The following is a 24,645-nucleotide window of genomic DNA, read 5'->3' on the forward strand; positions in this document are numbered from 1 at the left end:
CAACTCTGACCGTTCTTCGCCTTGGCGGGTGCCGCGGAAGAATCCCGGGTTCTGCGAGCGCTCCGAGAACACCTGCGGTCGATCCTGTACCACAATTTCGCGAAGCTCGATGCTCTCTACAAACGATGTCTTGGATTCTCACGCCCTTATTTCAGCACTTCGCTCGCTTGCCCGACTCGGCCGCGGTCAGCCTTCACCGCCAATTTTATTGGCGCAGCGACGTTCCTATCGGGTCAGGCGAAGCTTCTTGAACCTGCCGCTCTCTCGTTGCCCTGGCACGATTAATCGTCCTCTCAGTCTCGTCATTGGCGGAGTCGCTCCTGAGGCGCGCGCCGGCGAGTTCGAGGAGCGCGTGGCTATCTCCTCGGTCCAGCCGGATTCCGCTGCGCGCTCAGCCAATTCCTGGAAGGCCGATTCCAAGGCGAGCTGGCATTGAAGGCCGCGGTCCGGATGGTCGACTGGGCAGCTTGGTTCCACGATCGCAATGCTTGATCGCTTCATTGCAGGCCATGGGCTCTCGCCCTCTCCTTTTGCCACACGAGGCGCCAGCTCACGTGTTGTTGTTGGCGTGCGCCCCGGCAACCGCTTTCACCAGCCGCTCCGGCGATCCCGCGCGCTCCAGCTCCGCAAAGAATGATGCGGCGTGACGCTACCCAGCCGGTGCTTCTCGGCCAATTTGCACACATAGGGATAGTCGACCATGAAATCGGATCGAGGCGAGGCGTTGGACGTTTCAGTCTTGGTCTGAATGCCGCCGCCCACGAGCCGATCGGCCTTCTCGATGATTTGGCGCACCCTCGTTGTCGACAAGCCATGTTCCTGAGCCAGGTCGGCGAAACTCTTGCCCTTCAGAAAGCCGTCGACCAGGGCTATGTTCCTATCGACGGTCGGCTAAATCCCAGCAGGCGCGCAGTTTTCCAGCATCATTCCGTTTGTTCATCCGCTTGTCCGCGCCCCCTGCAAATCCTACCGGGCCAAATCGGTGCTTGGAAGACCCACTCATGTCATGGCCTCGGGAAAGTACCAGGCCGACGGTCATGTGAATACGAAAGATGCTGGCGATCACCATGATCGTTGGTGACCGCTGACCTCCCGAATGTCGGCTTCGACGGCACACCGGGAGCTCTCGGCAATGTTGAATAATTCCGTTTGAAGATGGTTGACTTCGTCGTCGAGGCTCGATCCATCAGGATCGGTATCGACGATTCTATATTTGAGGAACCCAAATTCGTTTGACTCGCGCAATTCGCTGTACGGCGTATCATCGCAAGCGCGGGATTGCGACATCCTTCGAAGTGCCCGCGTTGCTGGAATCGATTTTGCGGAAGTAAAAAGGCCCCGGCGCTGGGTCGGCGCGCAGGGCCTTCAGGCATGTACGAGCTACCAGCATGTCCAGTTATGATCGTGCGCTATCATAATGAACAAACGGTGAATGATCGCTATCCGAGGTGCAGGGCGGGCGAGATGGTGGGGCGGTGGGGGACCTGTACCGCTGCAGCGGGGCCACGAGCAGCGACTCGAGCCATGCGCCACGCTGCAGGACCTCGATTTCGGGCCAAGCCTCGAGCCCGCAACTCGCCTTGCTTCTCGGAAATCATAAGGCTTTGTGGGGCGGTTAAGCAGCGCGATATGGCCGCGGCGATACGAAGTTTTCATCTTTACCCTGTTCAGACGGTCAGGCTGCCTTCGCCGCCGGCTTGGCTGCCTTGACACGGGTTATACTGCGGCGACCGTCGACGCCGATCGGAACGTCACCGTCAACCGTAGCGCGACGCACAACCCGGTGCTGGTCGCCATAGTCGTTGACCGCATAATGCTGGGTAGCACGGTTGTCCCAGATAGCGACGTCGCTTACTTGCCAGCGCCACCGCACGGTATTTTCCGGGGCAGTGACGTAGGACTGGAACACCTCGTAGAGTTTGGCGGAATCGCTCTTGGAAAGGCCGACGAGGCGCTGCACGAAATTGCCGAGCAGCAGCGACTTCTCCCCGGTTTCGGGATGGACGCGCACGACCGGATGCTCGGTCTCGTAGATCGTCGATGTGAAGACTTCCTCGAAGTGCCTCTTCTCTTCGGCTGTGGCGCGCGGGCGCACGGCTGCGTAGTCGTAGGCATTGCTATGAATAGCCCACAGATTGTCCGCCAATATTTTGAGCGGCGCCGGCAGATTCTCGTACGCGGCGTGCGTGTTAGACCAGATCGTGTCGCCCCCCGCCGCCGGAATGACGACGCCACGTAGGACCGAGAATTTCGGATAGGCATCGACGAAAGTCACATCGGTATGCCAATGGTCTGCCCTGCCACCGCCACGGCCGGAATCGAGATTGAGGATTGAGGCCGTGCCGGCTGCCGGCCCCTGCGTGGGATGAGGTACAAGGTTACCCAGACGCCGCGCGAACAATTCCTGCTCCGCATCGTCGAGGTGCTCCTGGCCGCGGAAGAAGATCACCTTGTGTTTTAGAAGAAGCTGGTTGATGGCTGCTATCGCTGCGTCCGAAAGGTCTCCGCCAAGGCGAACGCCTCTGATTTCAGCTCCGACACGGCTGGTCAGCGGTACAACGTCGGAGTCAAGAATGGTCCGGTTGACAAGGACTGGATTGCTCATGGGTTCTCCTGTTTGATCTTGAAAGGGATAGCAAGTCACATCCGGCCAGCGGATGTCCGCGCTGCGTTGAAAAGTCTCATCGCTAGTCGACAGAGCTATCGAACAGGATAATTGACGTAAACTATAGAAAGAATGTTCTAATTTAAACTGGCTCGACGAAAGAGCAGTCTCCGTTGCTCCGGTCTCGGTGTTGAGTTCTCTAAGGCTGCGCCACACCTTGGTCCCCACGCCGGCATATGATCTCATTGTGCAGCCCCGTGCTCGCACGCCCCGTACTGGCGAAACTAATTGCAAGCTGCTGCAACACGCCCCCCTGGCGGCCTGCACCGAAACGACGACAGGGGTGCATCTGATTAGCCGTGAACCCAGGTCTCAAAAACCATCCGGCGTGACGAGCGGACGCACCGCACGTGTGACACCCGCCTTGTGGGGCAGGGTTGCCTTTCTCAATCCCGGCGTTGGTCGACGTCCCAATGAGCAGCAAGCTATTATCGGCCGCCGAATCTTAGTGGCTTCGTCGAGAGCCTCAATCAACCAAGCGGCGAAAGCCTCGCTAGAGTCTCGCCCGCCTGTCGCTATGAAGCAGTTGCAGGCAGCGCTGCTTCAGGCGCATGAACTCGCCCGATGCAATGATTTCCGTTGCCCTGGGTCTTTCGAAGGGCACTGTTTCGATTCCCTTCTTCTTCGGCGCGCTGCTTGATGCCGACATACGGTTTCTTGACCTGCCGCCTGAACGGCTGCCGAAGCGGGTCCCCCGCCAGCGACCCCGACAATCCACTGTTCCGCAACTGCTGAAGAGCCGACTGCGCTCGCATCCCGATGCTGCGCAACGGCACTATGCCGACATTCTGGAGACCGCAGCCGCATGAGCCTCGAGATGTTCCGCCGACCGTCGACAAAGGCGTCCTCTCGCCTGCGTCCGCCATTTGCGTCAGTGCTCGATCTGATTGGGGAGACGCCGGTCGTCGAACTGAAGAGCTTCGATACCGGCAGGTGTCGTCTCTTCGTCAAGCTCGAAAGCCAGAATCCCGGCGGATCGATCAAGGATCGCATTGCGTTGTCGATGATCGTTAATGCCGAACAGCGTGGCCAGCTCGCGCGGGGCGGTACAATCATCGAAGCGACCGCTGGCAACACAGGGCTCGGCCTGACCTTCTGGCGGCACGAAGCGCGTGATCGCGTGTCCAAAAGCTGACAGCGTCAGACAAATGTCAGGTTCATTACAACCAACATCTGGGCACTGTCGAGGTTTTTCGAAGCAATGGGCGCTAACTGCGCGCTGAGCGCGTTGGCATGGTTTTTGAGACTGAGTGACTGTGACTGCACTCAATGGGGCAAGACGAGCGATCCGCTCCTCCCTGAACCCGTGTGCCGTCTCTGAGAGGAAACCAGCTCGTGCAGAAACCTTTGGAAATAGCTTTGGACCGCAACGTGGTATTGCAGATGGAGTCCCCGGCTCCTTCGATTAAAGTCGAGAACTGGCTGCGTGGCGAGCCCCTCACCAGCTTTGAGCCCGGCAAAGTGTGCATAGTCGAATTTTGGGCAACTTGGTGCGGCCCATGTGTGGACGGGATGCCCCATCTGATCCAGCTGCAGGAGAAATACAAGGACAACGGCGTTGAGATCGTCGGAGTTGCGGCTTCTGAAGACGCTCCAACGGCCGACGAGGCCCGAAGCACGTTGGACGCTTGGTTGACCGAAAAATTCCCGAATCTGAACTATCGGATCGCATTCGACTCCACAGGCGAAATGGACAAGCTTTGGATGGAGCCCAGCTTTTCTTACGGGGTCCCGACCTCGTTCGTGGTCGACCGAGACGGCCACATCGCCTTTATCGGTCATCCGACGCAACTCGATGAGGTTTTGCCGAAGGTGCTTAACGGCAGCTGGCGCATCAGCGATCAGGCAAAATCCGCCGATACGGAGCGGATTGCGGAAGGCGAAACCATAGCGCGCGAACAAGCGCTGACCAAGCCCATATACGACAAACTTCGGCCGGCAATGGAGGCCGAGGATTGGAAGACGGCGCTCTCGGCGATTGAAGAAGGCCTCGCATTGATACCGGACAAACTCAACTTCCGCGTGAGTCATGTCAATCTGTTGCTTCACAGAATGCGCGACATGCAGGCCGGCTTGCCCGTAATGCGCCAATTCGTTCGCGACGCGATCGACAGAAAGTCCGAGGGATGGATGTATTGGGCGCTATACCAACTCTTCGCGCCGGGCTTTGATTATTCCGGCTTTCCGTCTGCTGAGCGCTTCGCGATGGGCGAAGAGCTGTCCAAACACATCGTGGCACTGCCGCAAGGCGGCGGCTCTAAGTTCCTGTCTTATCCGGTGGTCGCTCAGTACTATCATGAGAGCGGCAACAAAGATCGCGCCATCGAGTTGGTCGAGCAGACACTGAAAGCGCTGGAGGGTCCGGAGCCTATCTCGGACGACCTGAAACAGCACCTTCTACCCGAGTTGCTGCAGGCTCTGGCCAACTACAAGGGTGAGAAGGTTTGTTACGGCGCTCTCTGTGTGGCTCCGCAAGAGGATTCTCCCAAAAGGTGAAAGGGGCGGCCAAGGAGGAAACCAAAGAGGGGCGAATGGCTTACTGGCCAATTCGTCCATTTCCCTGACGTGGATGTACAAATAGGTCGGCCCAGGCGTCCAGCCCAGCCTCGCCGTTATCCGCAAACACGTGACCGAGCAAGGAGAAGACGTGCCTGATCAACTCACCAAAACATACTGCCGCTAAGGGTCTCCCGGACCCGTCAAAGATGGCACTGGAGTAAGGCTGGCAACATGAAGAAGGTTACTCAGCCAGCTCGGCGCTGCCCACCGATCCACCTGCGCCCACAGGCGGGGAAGACGGGGGACGCAGCCGACCGCCTGTCTCTGCGCCAGGCAAGAACGGAGGACAGGACGATGACGGAAGTGACGCCATCTGCGACGAACGGCCCGGCCGCGCAGACGAAAGCGCCAGCCGTCAAAAATCCGTCCATCGCCACTGGCCTGACCAGGATCGGGCGGACCCCTACCGGGTTCGCCGCCCACGGCCTCTACGATCCGCGCAACGAGCACGATGCCTGCGGCGTCGGCTTCATCGTCAATATGAAGGGCGTCAAGTCGCATCAGATCGTCACGGACGGCCTGGCGGTGCTCGAAAATCTGACGCATCGCGGCGCCGTCGGCGCCGACCCGCTGATGGGCGACGGCGCGGGCGTGCTGGTGCAGCTTCCCGACCGCTTCTTCCGCGAGGAGATGGCCAGCCAGGGGGTCGAACTGCCAAAACCCGGCCATTACGCCGTCGGCCATGTGTTCATGCCGCGCGATCCTGAGCTTCAGGCGCATATCGAAGGCATCATCGCCGAGGTCGCGCAGCTCGAAGGCCAGCCGCTGCTCGGCTTTCGCGACGTGCCGGTCGACAATTCATCGCTGTCAAAGGCGCCTGATATCGCTGCTTCCGAACCGGTCCAGAGGCAGGTGTTCCTCGGCCGTGGCGCCGAGATCGAGAGCGACGACGATTACGAACGGCGGCTCTACATCCTGCGCAAGGTCATTTCCGGTCGTATCCATGAAGAGACCAAGGGCGTCGACAATGGTTTTTACGTCGTGTCGATGTCATCGCGTACCATCGTCTACAAGGGCATGTTCCTGGCCTATCAGGTCGGCGCCTATTACAAGGATCTGACCGATCCGCGTTTCGAGACGGCGCTGATCCTCGTCCACCAGCGTTTCTCGACCAACACCTTCCCGTCGTGGAAGCTGGCGCATCCCTATCGCATGGTCGCCCACAATGGCGAGATCAACACGCTGCGCGGCAACGTCAACTGGATGGCGGCGCGGCAGGCTTCGGTCGATTCCGAACTGTTCGGCAACGACATCTCCAAGCTGTGGCCGATCTCCTATGAGGGGCAGTCGGACACCGCCTGTTTCGACAATGCGCTCGAATTCCTGACGCAGGGCGGCTACTCGCTCGCCCACGCGATGATGATGCTGATCCCCGAGGCCTGGGCCGGCAACAAGCTGATGGATCAAGATCGCAAGGCCTTTTACGAATACCACGCCGCCCTGATGGAGCCGTGGGACGGGCCGGCGGCGGTGGCCTTCACCGACGGCCGCCAGATCGGCGCCACGCTCGACCGCAATGGGCTGCGCCCGGCGCGCTACATCGTCACCGACGACGATCGCGTCATCATGGCCTCGGAAGCCGGCGTGCTGCCGGTGCCGGAGGAAAGGATCGTCAAGAAATGGCGGCTGCAGCCCGGCCGCATGCTTTTGATCGACCTGGAGAAGGGTCGCATCGTTTCCGACGAGGAGATCAAGTCGGAGATCGCGACCAGGCATCCCTACAAGAGCTGGCTCGCCAACACCCAGCTCATCCTCGAAGACCTGAAGCCGGTCGAGCCGCGGGCGCTGCGCAGGGACGTCAGCCTGCTCGACCGTCAGCAGGCGTTCGGCTTTACCCAGGAAGACACCAAGCTGCTGATGTCGCCGATGGCGACCACCGGCCAGGAAGCGGTCGGCTCGATGGGCACCGACACGCCGATTTCGGCGATGTCGGACAGATCGAAGCTGCTCTACACCTATTTCAAGCAGAACTTCGCCCAGGTCACCAACCCGCCGATCGACCCAATTCGCGAGGAACTGGTGATGAGTCTGGTGTCGTTCATCGGGCCGAGGCCGAACATCTTCGACCTCGTCGGCAATTCGCGTCGCAAGCGGCTCGAGGTGCGCCAGCCGATCCTGACCAATGGCGATCTTGAGAAGATCCGCTCCATCGGTCACACCGAGGACCGTTTCGACACCAAGACGATCGACATCACCTATGCTTCGAACGAAGGCGCGGCCGGCATGCAGGGCGCCATCGACCGGCTGTGCGAGCGCGCCGAGGCGGCGGTCGCCGGCGGCTACAACATCATCATCCTGTCCGACCGTCAGCTCGGGCCGGACCGCATCGCCATCCCGGCATTGCTGGCGACGGCGGCGGTCCACCATCATCTGATCCGCAAGGGATTGCGCACGTCGGTGGGGCTGGTGGTCGAGTCCGGCGAACCGCGCGAGGTGCATCATTTCTGCTGCCTTGCGGGCTATGGCGCCGAGGCGATCAATCCCTATCTCGCCTTCGACACGCTGCTCGACATGCACAAGCGCGGCGAGCTGCCGGCCGAAGTCGACGCCAATGAGGTCGTCTCCCGCTACATCAAGTCGATCGGCAAGGGCGTTCTCAAGGTGATGTCGAAGATGGGCATCTCGACCTACCAGTCCTATTGCGGCGCGCAGATCTTCGACGCCATCGGGCTGAAGACCGATTTCGTGCAAAAATATTTCACCGGCACCGCGACGCTGATCGAAGGCGTCGGGCTGGAAGAGATCGCGGCCGAGACGGTCAGCCGCCACGCCGACGGCTTCGGCAACGACCCGGTGCTGCGCAACAGCCTCGAGGTCGGCGGCGAATACATGTTCCGCATGCGTGGCGAAGCGCATATCTGGTCGCCCGATGCGGTGGCCACCCTGCAGCACGCCGTGCGCCAGGGATCGTGGCAGACGTTCAAGGACTATTCCGCTCAGATCGACAGCGAGACGGCGCGGGCGCAGAGCATTCGCGGCCTGTTCAAGATCAGGCTGGCCGAAGAAACCGGGCGCAAGAAGGTCGCGCTCGACGAGGTCATGTCGGCGGCCGATATCGTCAAACGGTTCTCGACCGGAGCGATGTCCTTTGGCTCGATCTCCAGGGAAGCGCACACCACGCTGGCCCGCGCCATGAACGCCATCGGCGGCAAGTCGAACACCGGCGAGGGCGGCGAAGAGGCCGACCGTTACCTGCCGCTGCCGGACGGCGGCAAGAACCCCGAGCGTTCGGCGATCAAGCAGGTCGCTTCCGGGCGTTTCGGCGTGACGGCGGAATATCTGGTGAATTCCGATGTGATGCAGATCAAGGTGGCGCAAGGCGCGAAGCCTGGCGAGGGCGGTCAGCTGCCCGGTCACAAGGTCGATGCCACCATTGCCAAAGTCAGGCATTCGACGCCCGGCGTCGGCCTGATCTCGCCGCCGCCGCATCACGACATCTATTCGATCGAGGATCTGGCGCAGCTCATCTACGACCTCAAGAACGTCAACCCGGCGGCCGATGTCTCGGTCAAGCTGGTCTCCGAAGTCGGTGTCGGCACGGTTGCGGCCGGCGTCGCCAAGGCGCGCGCCGATCACATCACCATTTCCGGCTATGACGGCGGCACCGGCGCATCGCCGCTGACCTCGCTTAAGCACGCCGGCAGCCCGTGGGAAATGGGCCTTGCCGAGACGCACCAGACGCTGGTGCTCAACGGCCTCAGGTCGCGCGTCGCGCTGCAGGTCGATGGCGGCCTGCGCACCGGCCGCGACGTCGTCATCGGCGCGCTGCTTGGCGCCGACGAATTCGGCTTCTCGACCGCGCCGCTGATCGCGGCCGGCTGCATCATGATGCGCAAGTGCCATCTCAACACCTGCCCGGTCGGCGTCGCGACGCAGGATCCGGTGTTGCGCAAGCGCTTCAAGGGCACGCCGGAACACGTCATCAACTTCTTCTTCTATGTGGCGGAGGAGGTCCGGGCGCTGCTCGCCGAGATGGGCTATACCCATCTCGACCAGATCATCGGCGACACCGAACTCCTGGAGAAGCGGGCGCTGATCCAGCACTGGAAGGCGCGCGGGCTCGATTTCAGCAGGATGTTCTTCAAGCCGGATGCCCCGCATGAGGCGGTGCACTGGACCGAGCGGCAGAAGCATCCGATCGACGACGTGCTCGACCGCAAGCTGATCGAACTCGCCAAGCCGGCGCTGGAAGCCAGGCAGCCGGTCAGCATCGAGCTGCCGATCCGCAATGTCGATCGTTCGACCGGCGCCATGCTGTCGGGCGAAGTGGCAAAGCGCTTCAAGCACAAGGGCCTGCGCGAGGACACGATCTCGGTGAAGCTCACCGGCACCGCCGGCCAGTCCTTCGGCGCCTTCCTGGCGCGTGGGGTTTCGTTCGAGCTGGTCGGTGCCGCCAACGACTACGTCGGCAAGGGCCTGTCGGGCGGACGCATCGTCATCCGCCCGCCTGAGAACACGAAGATCGTCGCAGCCGAGTCGATCATCGTCGGCAACACGGTGCTCTACGGCGCGACCGAGGGCGAGGCCTATTTCTGCGGCGTCGCCGGCGAGCGTTTTGCGGTTCGCAATTCGGGCGTCGCTGCCGTCGTCGAAGGTGTTGGCGACCATGGCTGCGAGTACATGACCGGCGGCATTGTCGTCGTCATCGGGCAGACCGGCCGCAACTTTGCCGCTGGCATGTCGGGCGGCGTCGCCTATGTGCTCGACGAGGTGGGTGATTTCGCCGAGCGCTGCAACATGGCGATGGTCGAACTGGAACCCGTTCCCGAAGAAGACGACCTGATGGAGAAACTGCTCCATCATGGCGGCGACCTCGATCACAAAGGCCGCGTCGACGTGTCCGGCGACATGACCAGCCATGATGAGGAGCGGCTCTATCAGCTGATCTCGAACCACGTTCATTACACGGGTTCGGTGCGCGGCCGCGAGATCCTCGACAACTGGGCGACTTTCCGGCCGAAATTCCGGAAGATCATGCCGGTCGAATACCGCCGCGCGCTGATCGAAATGGAACGCATGCGCATGGGCGTTGCGGCGGAATAGGTATTGGGATTGCCGGGAAGCAAAGCTTCCCGGTCGATGCCTTCATCAACAATCCTGGCCTCGGACTGAAGGTTGCCATGGCTGCCTTATGAGGTTAACGGGTGCGACGTCGAGCGCGCCATCTGGACAGCAGGGACTGGACTATGGGCAAGGTAACAGGGTTTCTCGAGATCGACCGGCAGGTGCACAAGTACCAGCCGGCTTCCGACCGCATCCGACATTTTCGCGAGTTCACGCTGCCGATGTCGGACAAGGAGGTCGAGAAACAGGCCGCGCGCTGCATGGATTGCGGCATTCCGTACTGTCACGGGCCGACCGGCTGCCCCGTCCACAACCAGATCCCGGACTGGAACGACCTCGTCTACAATGGCGACTGGGACAATGCGATCCGCAACCTGCATTCGACCAATAATTTCCCGGAATTCACCGGCCGCATCTGTCCGGCACCTTGCGAGGAAGCCTGCACGCTGAACCTCGAGGATATTCCGGTCGCCATCAAGACGATCGAGCAGGCGATCGCCGACAAGGCCTATGAAACCGGTCATATCCGGCCCTATCCGCCGGAAAAGAAAACCGGCAGGCGCGTCGCCGTCATTGGCTCGGGGCCGGCCGGCATGGCGGCCGCCCAGCAGCTTGGCCGCGCCGGCCACGACGTTCACGTCTATGAGCGCGAGAGCCGGCCGGGCGGGCTGATGCGCTACGGCATTCCCGACTTCAAGATCGAGAAGCACTATATCGACCGGCGTATCGAGCAGATGCAAGGCGAGGGCGTGAGCTTCCATTGCGGGATCAATGTCGGCGTCGACAAGCCGGTGGCGGAGTTGCTCGCCGAATATGATGCGGTGCTCTATTGCGGCGGTTCGGAAACGCCGCGCCCGGCCAACATTCCCGGCGACGATCTCGACGGCGTGCATGACGCGATGCCTTACCTGGTGCAGCAGAACAAGCGCATCGGCGGCGAGTCGATCCAATCGGTGGCGTGGCCGTCGCCGCCGATCGTCGCCGGCGGCCAGCATGTCGTCGTCGTCGGCGGCGGCGACACCGCGTCCGACTGCGTCGGCACCGCCTTCCGCCAGGGCGCCGTTCGTGTCACCCAGCTCGACATCCGGCCGCAGCCGCCGGAAAAGGAGGACAAGCTTTCGGTCTGGCCCTACTGGGCGACGAAGATGCGCACCTCGTCCTCGCAGGCGGAAGGCGCCGAGCGCGAGTTCCAGGTGGCGACGCTCGAATTCATCGGCGAGGACGGCGCGTTGACCGGCGTCAAATGCTGCGAGGTCGATGAAAAGCGCAAGCCGATCGCCGGCACGGAATTCGTCATCCGCGCGGATCTGGCCTTCATCGCTATCGGCTTTGCCGGGCCGGCCGCGGTCGGGCCGGTGTCGGAACTGACTGGCCAGATGAAGATCGCCATCGACAGCCGCCGCTCGAACAACGTCGAGGCCAATGATCGCGACTACAAGACCAGCGTCGAAAAACTCTATGCGGCGGGCGATGTGCGCCGCGGTCAATCGCTGGTCGTCTGGGCGATCCGCGAGGGCCGTCAGGCAGCGCGTTCGATCGACGAGGCGCTGATGGGATCGAGCGTGCTACCGCGCTGAGTCTGTCTCGAGACCCTAATTGCGCGGCCATCTGAAGGCGCTTTCCGGCCTTCCGCTGCCCCGGGCAGGTTACGGACTGATCGCCGTGGTCGTTTCGGTTATGGCCGCCGCCACGGGCTGCCGCCTTGGCGGCCAAGAAAAATCGTCGGCGCGGCCGGGCGAAGCAGCGGGCGCCTTGCCCTCGACGACGAATTTTTCACCGGGCCCGTCCGGCTTGGCCGGCGCTGCGGCACCGAGAAGTTCCGAACCGCCGTCGAGTGCCGGTGATTGCGAGTCGGCGTCGGTAGCCGGGGCGGCGGCCTCAGTCTTTTCGTTCGAGGGTGGACTACGCTACTGGCCCAGTACCGGCAAGCATCGAAGGACCTTTACAATCATAAAGGTACGTCACTGGTCTCGCGGCTCACCTATGACGATCTAGACGCGCATTCGAGTGAAGTCTTCTTCAACGCGATCCACAATCCGACTGGCATTTTCGTAAAGGCCTCCTCGGTGCGGGCGGCATCAGGGAGGGTTTTCTCATGACGAGGACTTCTTACGGAAATGGGGGGCTACTCAAACACGTTCAGTGATCAGCGCGGGCGTACTTAGTCCAGGTGTCGTCCTGCCAGGTCGACGTGCGCGGCGGATTGACGAGCTGGCCGGCAAGGGCACCCTTGAGCGCCACCTGCTTGGAGGTGGTCCACGGGATGAACAGCCAGGCCGTGCCCTTCTTTTCGGAAGCCGCGTTCATGGCGAGAGCCCAGATCCAGATGTCAGAATCCAAGCTCGTGGCGATCGGTGCGTGCAGCGGCGGCGAAGGCGATCTTGCCGGATGCCGGCTTCCCCGCAACATCGTTCCAGAAGCCGAACATATTTGAGTCGATCGTCATCGCGGTGCGGCCGGACGAGATGCCGTCCACGACCTGGTACCAGTTATCATTGGCGAAGGAAGGAGCCGCGCACTTCTTGATCATGTCCACGTAATGTAGTCGTATCCAGCATCGGTAAGCTTCGGATCGCTCAGGTATTTGTCCAGCGGCTCCAGGGCGCCACTCGGGGCGAGGTCCCACGCGGGCTGAATGCCAGTGCCGAACACATCCCATGCTGGCGACTTCGTCGTCAGTTGGATCGTCATCTTGTTCCAGTAAGAATCGTCTGGGTAGAGTTCCGGCGTGACCTTGATGCCGGGTCAGCTTCTCGAACTCCGGAAGTTGCGCAGCGAGAGCATCCGCATAGGGGTGGATGTCGTAGGCCCAAGTTATGCTGGTCCCTTCGAATTGACGCCAGTTCACGGTATCGGCAGCGGCCGAATTAGTGAGCGATGCCGAGACGGCAAAAAACGCCAAGTCAAAAGCAAGCTGTTTGCGTAGCGACGCGCACCTGTAACGAGTACGGGGAATGAGCGACCCATGTAATCCTCCCTGGGGCATTTTGCTAATTTTTGGGTCCACTCCTCCATCCCGAGTTCGCCCATAGCCACAATAAGCGGTTTCCAACCACCTCGCTCTGAATGCACCAGGCCAACTGGGTAAAAACGGGTAACCGGCACTTAAAGGCGTTGTAGTATCGCCACCAGAAATACTGCTCCGTGGTGCTGGCCTTTGCCTGGGGGCGCAACACGGCAACTACCCGCTCAAAACGGTTGGTCCTCTACCTCTTATTCACCGTCGCTTTCCTCGCGGCCTAACCCGGCCGGAATATCCGTTGCCAGAAAAAGGCCTCGCGGCCGGTTCGAGGCGCATCCCTCCTCCGAAGCAGCACGCTCAAGTATCGTCACAAGCCCCGAGCGCTTCGCGTTCGGCGATGTCCAAATTCCGACAATGTCGGATACAGTCAGATCTACTGGATTGCGTTTGAATGGTTTTCTCATTTGGCACAGTACATGCGGGTCATCCGCAAACACGTGACCGACCAACAAGAATTCGCATGATCACCTTACCACAACATACAGCCGCCGCGGAACAATCACTTGGCCCCTGATCGCCCGCCCCGGCACCACAACCGGAGTCATCGATGTTTTGACGGGCTGCCCTAGGATACCTGCTGCGACAGGCTTGCCCTGGTGACGACCACTCCGGCTCCGCCGGTTACCGACGAGGGCAAAGTGACGGATTTCCTGCTTTTCAAGGGCATGGAGGTGGCTGTCATTCCCGACCACCGCGCCGGTCGTCACTCATATGGTCTGGTGCAGGATCGGCAGCGCGGATGAGCCGCCGGGGAAATCCGGCATCGCATGTCTTCGAGCATCTGATGCTCAAAGGCGCCTCATGACGAGCACGGCTCCGTCGCCTGGAGAGATTGAACCCAAAGGGAGATTCCGATGTCTGAACCGAATCAGGAAAAGTTGGACGCATTCTTGGGGAAAATGGTCGGCGATCTCGGTGCGATCGCAACGGGCGCGGGAGTCCTGCTGGGGGACAGACTCGGCCTGTTCAAGGCATTGCGCGAAGGCGGCAAGATGACGGCCGTCGAACTTTCGACACGCACCGGCACCCAGGAACGCCTCGTAAGGGAATGGCTTTCCGGGCAGGCGGCGGCGGGCTACGTCGACTACGATGAAGCGAGCGACAAATTCTATCTCAACGCCGAGCAAGAGCTGGTGTTCGCCGATGAAAACAGCCCGGCCTTCATGGCAGGCGCATTCGAGTTCCTGTCCGCACTGTGGCTCGATGAAGAAAAGGTGAGGCAGGCATTCCAGTCCGGCAAGGGCGTCGGGTGGCACGATCATAGCGCGTGTCTGTTTCGCGGTACGGAACGGTTCTTCCGTCCAGGCTACAATGCCAATCTGATCGACTCCTGGCTGCCGGCCTTGGAGGGCGTCGTCGAGAAGCTCGAACGCGGCGTGGACGTCGCGGATGTTGGATGCGGTCATGGTGCATCGACCGTGCTCATGGCACAGGCCTTCCCCAATTCGCGCTTCGTCGGCTTCGACTATCATGCCCCTTCGATTGAGCGCGCCCGCAAGGCGGCCGAGGTAGCCGGCGTCGGCGTCAACACGCGGTTCGACGTCGCGGCCGCCAAGAGCTATCCCGGAACCTATGACCTCGTCACATTCTTCGATTGCCTTCACGACATGGGCGACCCGACGGGCGCCGCCACCCATGTCCACGGATCGCTCAAGCCGGATGGCACGTGGATGATCTTCGAGCCGTTCGCGCATGATCATCTGGCGGCGAACCTCAATCCCGTCGGACGCGTTTACTATGCCGCTTCCACGTTCGTGTGCACGCCCGCGTCCGTGTCGCAGGAAGTCGGGCTCGCGCTTGGAGCCCAGCCCGGTGAGGCGAGGCTGCGCAAGGTGGTGACCGGTGGCGGCTTCAAGCGATTGCGTCGCGCCGCGGAGACACCGTTCAACATGGTGCTGGAGGCCCGCCCTTAGCGTGGCCGTCGCCAGAAATTGCAGCTCATCGCATTTTATGAAGATCACCGCCAAAAATCCGGACGCATCGGGCTTTTCAAGGCGTCTGGGTTCACGCAGAGGTCGCTGCCGAGCCGCCTTCTCTAAACCACTGAAGTCGATGTCCGGCGGCAGATTCTTTCCCTCTCTGCCGCCACAAGGCGAGCAGCCTCGCTGTAGGCGTCTTCCCGCCCAGTGCTTTCTCGACCCGCCGCGGTGGGCTGATCGTCTCGGATCGTCATCAAAGCGGTGGACGCCGGTGCGAAGTCTGGGCATGGAGATCGGCACCTCCGAGGTCGAGCGGATCTGCTAAAAGCGCCAGGAGCGGCACGCGACCAGTGGCCTATTTAAGACACGAATGGGCTTCCACCTTCGCAATACGCTCGGTGAGTGTCATCTGGATAGCCTCATCGTGTTTGCAGCTTCACGACGCCTTACGACGCAACGCCGTTTGGTATCCAAGCCATTGGTGGATTTCAGCGGCTATACGCTCGGCATGCGCGGTGACTTCGGGAATTCCCATCAATTCGCCAACGCTGCCGCGCGCCAGCGGCCCGCTGACGAAAATGCTGTCGGTCGGTCGGCCGGAAGTGCTGACCGCACGGCCTTGGCTGTCGGTCGCCAGGCCAAGGCCAATCGGGTCTAGCCGGACCAGTCCCATTCGCCCGAGATCGGCAATTGCTGTGTTGGTCCGGAAAATATCGGCATGCGCCGGCCCGGTCGTGACGACCACCCTGTCGAACGTCTCGGTTGTCTGAGTGGGTTGGCGCCTTGGCCGCAGCGTGACCCGAATGCGCCCGTCGACCTGCTCGGCGCCGACGATCGATGCGGCGCGATAGGCGAGCATGCCTTCGGCAACGCGGCGATCGAGCACGTCCGCGACCTGTGGCGCGATGCGGAAGCGATGCACATCCCACAGCGTGCGCAAATGGCGCACGAGGCGGCGTTGCTCGTCGAGCGGCAGGGCCTGCCAGATGATTTGTCCCTGACGTCGGACGGCATCGAGCACCGGGTGCCAGTCTTCGCCCCGACGCTTGGCATCTAGGATCGTGGCCCGGATGCGTCTGAGCATCACTGTTGCGCTGCGTGAAGGCAGACTGATGAAATCACCAATCGGGTCGCCCGGGAGCACCGCGTGGCTGCGCGAACGATAACCATGACGTGACAGCGCGACGATGCGGCTACGATGCCCATTGCGGTCCAGCGTGGCAATGATATCCGCCGACGTCAATCCAGTGCCGACTACGAGCACTTGGTCGTCGCGGCCGATCGCTTGCAGCCCTCCGAGATCATAGGGATTGGCCACCAGCCGGGCAGCAGCAGCCACAGACCGCAGGGCCGATGGCAAGGCCGGTGGCGGATGCGTCGCCGCAATCACTAGGGCGTCGGCTGCGAGCGTCCTTCCATCAGCGAGAATCAGGATGTAGCCCTGGCCACTAAGCTCGACTGACGCGACGGCGGACCTGACATGACGGATCACTTTGCCGAACAGAAAGGGTTGGAGATAAGATTCCACGTAGCGCCCGAAAACGCGTCGTTGTGGGTAGAGTGCTCCATTTGCGGCAATAGCCTCGGCATCGTCGAGAATCGCGCCGGTCTGCTCCAGCCAATCGGCAAAGTGGCTGTCCTGGCCGGAGATCAGCGTCATTCTCGACGCCGGCACATTGATGCGGTGTGAAGGATCGGCCGTCGAGTAGGCCAGACCATAGCCGAGCCCCTCTCTGGGCTCGACGACCACGATATCGGCAGCACCGGCGGGCAGCAGCCGCGCAAGATGAAACGCGGTCGCCGCACCGGAAAAGCCGCCACCGATGATGGCTACGACCGGTCCCCTGCCCAAGTCTCTGGCGCTCAAGACTGACTCGCGCGCAGTGCCGAAGGCCGATGGTCGCCGGCCACCGTTTCGCCGAACGGTCCCATGTTCACTGCCGTCGGGCGCGTCGAGATTTCATGATCGAGCGGCAACAACGGCAACACCAGTTCGCCAAACCGATAGGCCTCCTCCAGATGCGGATAGCCGGACAGGATAAAGCTATCGATGCCAATGCGCCGGTATTCGTCGATCCGTTCCGCAACTGTCGCCGCATCGCCGACCAGGGCGGTGCCGGCGCCGCCGCGCACCAGGCCAACGCCAGCCCACAGGTTCGGACTGATTTCGAGCTTGTCGCGGCGGCCGCCATGAAGCCGGCTCATGCGCGACTGGCCGACGGAATCCATGCGCGCGAAAACCTTCTGCGCCTCGGTTATCGTGTTGTCGTCCAGGCGGCTGATCAGGCGGTCGGCATCGGCCCAGGCCTCATGATTGGTCTCGCGGACGATGACATGCAGCCGGATGCCGAAGGTCACCTGGCGCCCGGCTTTCTCGGCAAGACCGCGCACATGGGCAATCTTTGCCGCGACGTCCGCCGGCGGTTCGCCCCAGGTCAAATATTTGTCGATCTGTTCGGCGGCGACCGCGTTAGCGGCATCGGACGAGCCGCCGAAATAGAGCGGCGGATGTGGCGTCTGCACGGGCGGAAACAGTAGGCGACCGTCCTCGATACGGAAGTGCTTGCCTGCGAACGCTACGGTCTCGCCGCGAAGCACCGCCTTGTAGATGTCGAGGAATTCCCGCGTCACCTCATAGCGCTCGTCATGGCTGAGGAAGATGCCGTCGCCCTTGTTCTCGACCGGATCCCCGCCGGTGACGACGTTGATGAGCAGCCGTCCGCTGGAAATGCGGTCGAGCGTCGAGGTCATGCGCGCGGCTAGCGTCGGCGATTGCAGGCCCGGCCGGACGGCGACAAGGAAGCGAAGCCGCTGCGTCAGCGGTGCCAGCGCCGACGCCACGACCCAGCTATCTTCGCAACTGCGTCCTGTCGGCAGCAGCGCGCCATAGTAGCCGATGGCATCGGCGGCTTTCGCGACTTGGGTGAGATAGGGCAAGTCGACCGCCCTGCCCCCTCTGAGGTGCCGAGATAGCGGCTGTCGCCATGAGTCGGCAGAAACCACAGGACCTTGATCCTGTCGGGAGTGGCAATGCTCATGAATGGTCCTCTGTGATTTGGAGGCGCTTCGCTCAGCTCCAGGCATGGAGCGGCGGATTTACGTCGTTGAGGTAGTAGTTGCCGAGGATCGCGTATTTCCAGCGCACCGGATCGTGCAGCGTGTGGGTGCGGGCGTTGCGCCAGTGCCGGTCGAGATTGTGCTCGGCCAGCGTCGAGCGTGTGCCGGCGAGCTCGAACAGCTTGTTCGTGGCAATGATGGCGATCTCTGTCGTGAGGATCTTGGATTCGGCAACCGCGATCTGCGCTTCCGCGACGGTCTTCTCGTTCGGGTCGGCCACGGCGCGATCGACCGCAAGCCCGGCCCTTTCCAGAACCGCCTCTGCCGCTTTGGCCCGCAGGCGAAGGTCGCCAATCGCCTGGATCGTATAAGGATCCTGCCAGGCATGATCGACGCCGCTGTCGATCCAGGCGCGCGACTTGGTGCGCACGAAGCCGACAGTCTCGTCGATCGCCGCCTTGGCGATGCCGAGATCGACCGCGGCCTGGATGATCTGGAAGATGGCGCCGTCGGCCGTCGGCCTGTCATAGCCCTTGTAGCCGGGGACAAGATGCGTTTTGGGCACCTTGACATTGTCGAGCAGGACCGTGCCGGACAAAGTCGTCTTCTGTCCGAAGCTCGACCAGTCGTCGATCACCGTCAGTCCGGGCGCGCCGCGATCGGCGATGGCATACCAGGCGCGCCCCTCGTCATCGAGCGCCACGATCGGAACCAGATGGGCAAGCAGAGCACCGCTCGAATAGAATTTCTGGCCGTTGACCACGACATGGTGGCCGGCGTCGACGAACTTTGTCTCGAAGTCGGCCGCGCGCTTGGAGCCGAACTCGGAGAACGCGTTGCCGAAGCGCGTGCCGGACAGCACCTCAGCGAAAAGCAGCTTCTTCTGCGCCTCGTCGGAGACGGTGCGGATAGCGGCGACGACGCCAAGATGGTTCTGCGGAATCTGGCCGAGCGACGGATCGGCCGCCGAGATGATGGTGATCACCTTCGACAGGGTCACATAGGAGAGCTCCGGCCCGCCATAGGCTTTCGGCACGTTGATCGACCACAGGCCGCTCTGCGAAAACGCATCGAGCTCTTCCTTCGGCCAGATGCGTTCACGATCCCGCTTGGAGGCATCCCTGGCGAATTCGGCGGCGAGTTTTTCGGCGACAGCGATTGCCTCGGCATCGGCCTTGATCACATGCGCCTTGGCAGAGGGTCGTTCGACCGGCGGGACGGCACTGCGGCTATCCGACGCCTGCCTGGATTGGATGGTCATGCTGCTGTCTCCTTGGGAAAATGTTGCGGTGGAAGCGGCGCGCCGCCGAGGTAGTAGGTTTTGATATCGGTGCGCTGGCGCAAGTCGGCAGCCGATCCTTCCAGCACGCTGACGCCGTTCTCGAGCACGGTGGCGCGGTCGGCGTATTTCAGCGCGACCGCCGAATTCTGTTCGGCAACGAGGATCGAAAGGCCTTCGTCGCGGTTGAGCCGTTTCAGGGCGCTGAAGATCTCGTCGACGATCAGCGGTGCCAGCCCCATCGACGGCTCGTCCAGAACAAAGAGTTTCGGCCGCGACATCAGACCCCGGCCGATAGCCGTCATCTGCTGCTCGCCCCCGGAAGTGAGGCCGGACCGGGTTCGCCGCTTCTCGGCGAGCCTTGGGAAAAGTGAATAGACACGATCGAGGTCGGCCTTGACGCCCGTGCGAGAGGACGAGCGTCCGAGCGCGCCGGTGAAGAGGTTCTCTTCGACCGTCAGCGAGCGGAAGCAATGCCGGCCCTCGAGGAATTGGACAAGGCCGCTGCGGACTAGGTGCGAGGGGCTTGCCCTTGAAACATCCTCGCCACCGAAGGTGATCCGACCGGCGGTAATGGCGCCGCGCTCAGCCGGAAGGAGATTGGATACGGCGCGCAGCAGTGTCGTCTTGCCGGCACCGTTGGAGCCGAGCAGCGCGACGATCTCGCCCCTGCCAACCAACAAGTCGACGCCGTGTAGGGCGGCGATGGCGCCGTTGTAGACAGCTTCCACGCTGCTAACTGACAGTATCGGGTATTCCGGGATGGACATCGATGACTCCGCTCGGGAAGGTGGATGGCGCGGCCGGCCAGATTTGTCGGCCGCACCATACCAAATTCAGTTGCTGACCACCGCGTCGGCGTCCTCGGCCGTGCGGATCTTGATGCCCTTTTCCTTGGCATACGCCTCGGACGACTTCTCGATGATCGGACGCAGCAGCTTCCAGTCGGGAGCGATCCAGTCGGAGACGACATTCCACTTCTTGCCGTCCCATTGCTGGAAGGTCACGTAGCCGTCACCCTCGTGATTGTCCCAGGAGACGTTGATCGAGTGGAACAGGTCCTTGGCGCCGAGTGCCTCGACGCGCGCCGGATCGAGCTTGAGATGCTCGAAGCCCCAACGCACTTCGTCGCCGGTCAGCGTGCGGTTGCCGAACTTGGCCTGTGCGATGCGGACCGCCTCGACATTGAGGATGCCATTGACGATGCCGAGATTGTGGTAGACCGAGCCGATGCGGCTTTTGTCCTCGAGATTGCCTTTGCCGTCGCCGTAGACCGTTTTGACGATCTCCTGGACCACCGGATATCGCTCACCCGAGGCCTGGGTGGTGATGGCCGTATAGCCCTTGGCGGCATCGCCGGCGGGGATGACATCCTCTTCGGAATTCGACCAGACATTGCCTATGATGTGATCGGCCGGGAAGCCTGTCTTCTGCGCGGTCTTCAAGGCGACGGGGTTCATCACGCCCCAGCCGCGCAGCACGACATAGTCAGGATGCTCGCGCCGGATGGTCAGCCACTGCGCCTGCTGCTCGTTGCCGGGATGCGGCACCTCGATCTGCGACAGCTCGAAGCCGTATTTCTGCGACAGCAGCTCATAGATCGGGATCGTCTCCTTCCCATAGGGCGAGCCGTGATAGAGCACGACGATGTTCTTGCCCTTGAGCTTGTCGAGGCCTCCTTCCTTGGACGCGATGTAGTTCACGATGCCGGAGGTCTCGCTGTAAGGATTGAGCAGCAGCGGGAAGACGTAAGGGAACACCCGCCCGTCGGTCGTGTCTGTGCGGCCGTGGTTGATGGTGATCAGCGGCACCTTGTCGTCGGTGATGCGATCGATCATGGCATAGGCGATGCCGACCGAGAGTGGATTCCAGGCAGCGATCCCGGGATTGCTCTTCAACCGTTCATACACCTCGACGCCCTTCTCGACCTCATATTGCGTCTCGCCTTCGCTCCAGGCCAGCTTGACGCCATTGACGCCGCCGTCGCGGATGTTGATCAGGTTGAGATAGTCGATGAAGCCACCGAAAAAGCCGGTTCCGCCGGCCGCATACGGACCGACACGGTAGCTCTGCAGGGGAAAGTATTGTTCTTCGGCGTGAACCGCCGTCGCGCCGAGCACGAAGGCCGTGGCGATCGCCGCTTTTCTTAGGTGACTGAAGAAGGTCATTGCTTACGTCTCCTGATGGGTTGGTCCGAGCGGAGGAGGAAGTTGAGCGGCAATCAGCTGGACCTTGAGCCGATCCGTCGTTTGAGGCGGTCGAAGAGGGCCGACAGCCCGCTCGGTTCCGCGATGAGGAAGATGATGATAAGGGCGCCGAGCACGATGCGCTGGCTCATGTCGAGAACGCCCGAATCGAACAGGCCGCCGAACAGGAAGGCGCCGAGCCGGGACAGAAAGAGCGGGAGGACAACGATGAACGCCGCACCCAAAAACGCGCCACGGATCGAGGCCAGCCCGCCGATGATGATGATGAACAGGATCTGGAATGAGCGGTCGAGATTGAAGCCTGCCGGCTCGACGGTGCGCAGATAGGTGAAGGCCCACAGCACGCCGGCGATACCGATGATGAACGACGAGATGGCGAACGCCAGAAGCTTGGTTCGCAGCACCGGCACACCGATGACGCGTGCGGCGGTTTCGTTGTCCCGCACGGCGATGAAGTTGCGACCGGTCGCGCTGTTGACCAAGCGCCAGACGAGGGCCGTCAGCACCATGACCGTGGTGACCGAAAGCAAATAGCGGCCGGTCGCGCTGTCGAGCGAAAGACCGGCGACGGCCAGGTGCGGCGCCGAGATCACCCCGGACGGGTTGTCGTTGGAGAACCAGCCGAACTTGGTCAGCGCCCATTGCACGAAGAACTGGGCGGCGAGCGTCGAGACGGCGAGGTAGAAGCCGCGCAGCCTGAGACTGGGCAGGCCGAACACGACGCCGAAGCCGGCGGCGGAAATTCCGGCCAGGATCATGGTCCCCGCCAGCGGCAGGCCTTCGACCCTGAGGTTGAAATTGTAGGCGGCGAACGCGCCCACCGCCATGAAGGCGGAAGAGCCAAGCGAGAGCTGGCCGCAATAGCCGGTCAGCAGATTGAGGCCGACCGCCGCCAGGCTGAGCGCCAGGAATGGCAGCAGGATCGCCTCGACCAGATAGCCCGAAGCATAGGCAGGGACCACGCCGTAGGCGACGACGAACAGGGCGGTCGGCAATGCCAGCTTCTGAACGAGTTTCACCCAGTCGACTGGAAGCCTTGCGGCGTCGAGCGCTTGCACGGCCATGGTTCAGACCCTTTCGACGGTTTTCTGGCCAAACAGGCCGGAGGGGCGCACCAAAAGCACCACCAGCGCCAGCGCATAGGCGAACCAGCCCTCGATGCCGCCGCCGACGAACGGGCCGAGATAGACCTCGGCCAGCTTCTCGCTGGCGCCGATGATGAGGCCGCCAACGATGGCGCCGAGGATGGAATCGAAGCCGCCAAGCACCAGCACCGGCAGCGCCTTCAGCACGATCAGCGACAGCGAGAACTGGACGCCGAGACGCGCGCCCCACAACAGCCCGGCGACCAGCGCGACGAAGCCGGCCGCCGTCCACACGGTGCCCCAGATGCGAGGCAGCCGCAGGCCGACGGCGAGGGCCGCGAACTGATCGTCGGCGACGGCGCGAAACGCAAGGCCGATCCGCGTCCAATAGAAGAAGGCGCTGAGGCCTGCGACCATGGCAGCGGCGATCGCCGCCGCCAGCAGGTCGAAGGACGAGATCAGTACGCCGCCGACCTCGAATGGGGTGTCGTCGATGCCGAGGTCGAGCCCGTGCACCTGCGTGCCCCAGATAAGCTGGGCGGCACCTTCGATGATGTAGGAGAGCCCCAGCGTCGCCATGAACAGCGTCATCGGCGAGCGGTTGACCAGCGGCCTGAGCACGGTCCGCTCGATGGTGAAGCCGAGCGCGACCATGACCGCGAAGGTGATGAGCAGCGAAAGCGCGAAAGGGACGCGGCGTTCGACCAGGCTGACGAAAGTGAGTGCTGCAAACAGCACCATCGAGCCTTGCGCGAAGTTCAGCACGCCCGAGGTCTTGTAGATCAGCACGAATCCGATGGCGACGAGCGAGTACATGACGCCCGACAGCAGGCCTCCGACCAGCACCTCGATGACGAAGAGGAAATCATAGTAGCTCATCAGATGTCCTCGCCATTCTCGCCCTCGGCGGTGCCGAGATAGGCCCGGATCACCGCAGGATCGGCGCGCACCTCGGCCGGCGTGCCGTCGGCGATCTTGCGGCCGTAGTCGAGCACGGCGACGCGGTCGGAGAGGCCCATGACGACGCCGATGTCGTGCTCGATCAGGATGACGGTGACGCCGTGCCGGTCGCGCGCGGCTCGCACGAAGCCGGCCATCTCGGCCTTCTCGGTCGCCGTCATGCCGGCCATCGGCTCGTCGAGCAGCAGCAGCTTCGGCTCGGCGACCAGCGCGCGCGCCAGCTCGACCCGCTTCTGCAGGCCGTAAGGCAAGGTGGCGACGAGGCGGTCGGCGACGCTTTCGAGATGCAGGAAGGCGACTATCTGATCGGTCTTTTCGGCGATTCCCGCATCTTCGCTCCGGGCGCGTGGCAGACCTGCAATATGTTCGACGAAACTGGCGCGCCTGGTGTGGACGCGGCCGCACGCGATGTTGTTGCGCACGGACAGACCGCCGAATAGCGCCAGGTTCTGGAAGGTTCGCGCAACGCCGAGCCGTGCTAGACGGCTCGCCGGCACCCGGGAGAAGGACTGTCCGCCGATCGCAATCCTGCCGCGGTCGGCGTGATAGAGGCCGCTGATGATGTTGATCAGTGAGGACTTGCCGGCGCCGTTGGGGCCGATCACCGCGCGGATCTCGCCGACTTCGACTTCGAGATCAACATCGCTCAGCGCCTTGACCCCGCCAAAGGAAATGCCGATCCCGCTCAAGGTCAGGATCGCATCAGCCTTTGCCGACAGGCGCACCGCGCGCGTCTCGTCAACGCGACCAGCACCAGCAAGAAGGGCGGAAATTTCGGGCGCGCGCTCGTATGCGGCGGCTCCCAGCGAAGCACCAATCATGAAACGT

At 62.2% G+C, this 24,645-nt stretch carries 17 protein-coding genes and 4 pseudogenes; 7 read left to right on the forward strand and 14 right to left on the reverse strand.

Annotation, left to right across the window (positions count from 1 at the left end; translation table 11 throughout):
- Window positions 1–588: 588 nt before the first annotated feature.
- Together EJ078_RS10410 and EJ078_RS10415 are read right to left on the reverse strand one after the other, a co-directional pair.
- Window positions 589–795 carry a hypothetical protein gene (locus tag EJ078_RS10410; protein WP_091600627.1) on the reverse strand — a complete coding sequence of 69 codons (207 nt, stop codon included), beginning with the start codon at window positions 793–795 and terminating at the stop codon, window positions 589–591.
- Window positions 796–1,675: 880 nt separating this feature from the next.
- Entirely contained in the window at window positions 1,676–2,605 is a 930-nt protein-coding gene (locus EJ078_RS10415; RefSeq protein ID WP_128164789.1) for a TauD/TfdA family dioxygenase, read from the reverse strand.
- A 611-nt stretch (window positions 2,606–3,216) separates the two neighbouring features.
- On the opposite strand from EJ078_RS10415, the gene EJ078_RS10420 reads away from it, so the two are divergent.
- The 5 genes and pseudogenes from EJ078_RS10420 to EJ078_RS10440 all read left to right on the forward strand — a co-directional run bounded on the left by EJ078_RS10420 (window position 3,217) and on the right by EJ078_RS10440 (window position 11,865).
- Window positions 3,217–3,474, forward strand: a complete 258-nt coding sequence (locus EJ078_RS10420; protein ID WP_127240680.1) for a hypothetical protein — start codon at window positions 3,217–3,219, stop codon at window positions 3,472–3,474.
- A gap of 8 nt (window positions 3,475–3,482) precedes the next feature.
- Window positions 3,483–3,755, forward strand: a pseudogene (locus EJ078_RS10425) (pyridoxal-phosphate dependent enzyme); the annotation flags it as partial.
- A 293-nt stretch (window positions 3,756–4,048) separates the two neighbouring features.
- Window positions 4,049–5,161 carry a TlpA disulfide reductase family protein gene (locus EJ078_RS10430; RefSeq protein ID WP_126095612.1) on the forward strand — a complete coding sequence of 371 codons (1,113 nt, stop codon included), beginning with the start codon at window positions 4,049–4,051 and terminating at the stop codon, window positions 5,159–5,161.
- 357 nt (window positions 5,162–5,518) lie between these two features.
- On the forward strand, window positions 5,519–10,267 hold the full coding sequence (gene gltB, locus EJ078_RS10435; RefSeq protein ID WP_128164792.1) for a glutamate synthase large subunit: 4,749 nt from the start codon (window positions 5,519–5,521) through the stop codon (window positions 10,265–10,267).
- A gap of 143 nt (window positions 10,268–10,410) precedes the next feature.
- Complete coding sequence (locus EJ078_RS10440) at window positions 10,411–11,865, forward strand: glutamate synthase subunit beta (protein ID WP_128164794.1); 1,455 nt, start codon at window positions 10,411–10,413, stop codon at window positions 11,863–11,865.
- A gap of 69 nt (window positions 11,866–11,934) precedes the next feature.
- On the opposite strand, the pseudogene EJ078_RS30385 reads toward EJ078_RS10440, so the two are convergent.
- The 4 genes and pseudogenes from EJ078_RS30385 to EJ078_RS30400 all read right to left on the reverse strand — a co-directional run.
- Window positions 11,935–12,129: pseudogene (locus EJ078_RS30385) on the reverse strand (DUF459 domain-containing protein); the annotation flags it as partial.
- A gap of 298 nt (window positions 12,130–12,427) precedes the next feature.
- The gene (locus EJ078_RS30390) at window positions 12,428–12,595 is read right to left on the reverse strand and encodes a hypothetical protein (RefSeq protein ID WP_245459186.1); all 168 of its coding nucleotides are present in this window, start codon (window positions 12,593–12,595) and stop codon (window positions 12,428–12,430) included.
- 22 nt (window positions 12,596–12,617) lie between these two features.
- Window positions 12,618–12,824 (reverse strand): hypothetical protein, encoded by a 207-nt coding sequence (locus tag EJ078_RS30395; protein WP_245459188.1) that lies wholly within the window; start codon window positions 12,822–12,824, stop codon window positions 12,618–12,620.
- Window positions 12,815–12,979 carry a hypothetical protein gene (locus EJ078_RS30400; RefSeq protein WP_245459191.1) on the reverse strand — a complete coding sequence of 55 codons (165 nt, stop codon included), beginning with the start codon at window positions 12,977–12,979 and terminating at the stop codon, window positions 12,815–12,817. The genes EJ078_RS30395 and EJ078_RS30400 overlap by 10 nt, the downstream gene beginning before the upstream one ends.
- A gap of 924 nt (window positions 12,980–13,903) precedes the next feature.
- On the opposite strand from EJ078_RS30400, the pseudogene EJ078_RS10450 reads away from it, so the two are divergent.
- Together EJ078_RS10450 and EJ078_RS10455 are read left to right on the forward strand one after the other, a co-directional pair.
- Window positions 13,904–14,103: pseudogene (locus EJ078_RS10450) on the forward strand (insulinase family protein); the annotation flags it as partial.
- A gap of 61 nt (window positions 14,104–14,164) precedes the next feature.
- Window positions 14,165–15,223: a class I SAM-dependent methyltransferase gene (locus EJ078_RS10455; protein ID WP_208721409.1), complete on the forward strand. Its 1,059-nt coding sequence runs from the start codon at window positions 14,165–14,167 to the stop codon at window positions 15,221–15,223.
- Window positions 15,224–15,665: 442 nt separating this feature from the next.
- Here the strand turns inward: EJ078_RS10455 and EJ078_RS10460 are convergent, their stop codons facing one another.
- From EJ078_RS10460 to EJ078_RS10495, 8 genes and pseudogenes are all read right to left on the reverse strand, one after another.
- A complete protein-coding gene (locus EJ078_RS10460; protein WP_091600474.1) occupies window positions 15,666–17,096 on the reverse strand; it encodes an FAD/NAD(P)-binding protein in 1,431 nt (476 codons plus the stop codon).
- A pseudogene (gene ssuD, locus EJ078_RS10465) lies at window positions 17,093–18,267 on the reverse strand (FMNH2-dependent alkanesulfonate monooxygenase). The gene EJ078_RS10460 and the pseudogene ssuD overlap by 4 nt, the downstream one beginning before the upstream one ends.
- Before the next feature lie 32 nt (window positions 18,268–18,299).
- A complete protein-coding gene (locus EJ078_RS10470; protein ID WP_127403634.1) occupies window positions 18,300–19,547 on the reverse strand; it encodes an SfnB family sulfur acquisition oxidoreductase in 1,248 nt (415 codons plus the stop codon).
- The gene (locus tag EJ078_RS10475; RefSeq protein WP_126037999.1) at window positions 19,544–20,335 is read right to left on the reverse strand and encodes an ABC transporter ATP-binding protein; all 792 of its coding nucleotides are present in this window, start codon (window positions 20,333–20,335) and stop codon (window positions 19,544–19,546) included. The genes EJ078_RS10470 and EJ078_RS10475 overlap by 4 nt, the downstream gene beginning before the upstream one ends.
- 66 nt (window positions 20,336–20,401) lie before the next feature.
- A complete protein-coding gene (locus EJ078_RS10480; RefSeq protein ID WP_127240525.1) occupies window positions 20,402–21,733 on the reverse strand; it encodes an ABC transporter substrate-binding protein in 1,332 nt (443 codons plus the stop codon).
- Window positions 21,734–21,786: 53 nt separating this feature from the next.
- Window positions 21,787–22,836: a branched-chain amino acid ABC transporter permease gene (locus EJ078_RS10485; RefSeq protein ID WP_128261021.1), complete on the reverse strand. Its 1,050-nt coding sequence runs from the start codon at window positions 22,834–22,836 to the stop codon at window positions 21,787–21,789.
- Between the two features lie 3 nt (window positions 22,837–22,839).
- Window positions 22,840–23,736, reverse strand: coding sequence for a branched-chain amino acid ABC transporter permease (locus EJ078_RS10490; protein WP_095487011.1), 897 nt, complete (start codon window positions 23,734–23,736; stop codon window positions 22,840–22,842).
- Window positions 23,736–24,638: an ABC transporter ATP-binding protein gene (locus EJ078_RS10495; RefSeq protein ID WP_127403847.1), complete on the reverse strand. Its 903-nt coding sequence runs from the start codon at window positions 24,636–24,638 to the stop codon at window positions 23,736–23,738. The genes EJ078_RS10490 and EJ078_RS10495 overlap by 1 nt, the downstream gene beginning before the upstream one ends.
- Window positions 24,639–24,645: the final 7 nt, after the last annotated feature.

The sequence above is a fragment of the Mesorhizobium sp. M1A.F.Ca.IN.022.06.1.1 genome, assembly GCF_003952605.1.
Classification (GTDB): Bacteria; Pseudomonadota; Alphaproteobacteria; order Rhizobiales; family Rhizobiaceae; genus Mesorhizobium.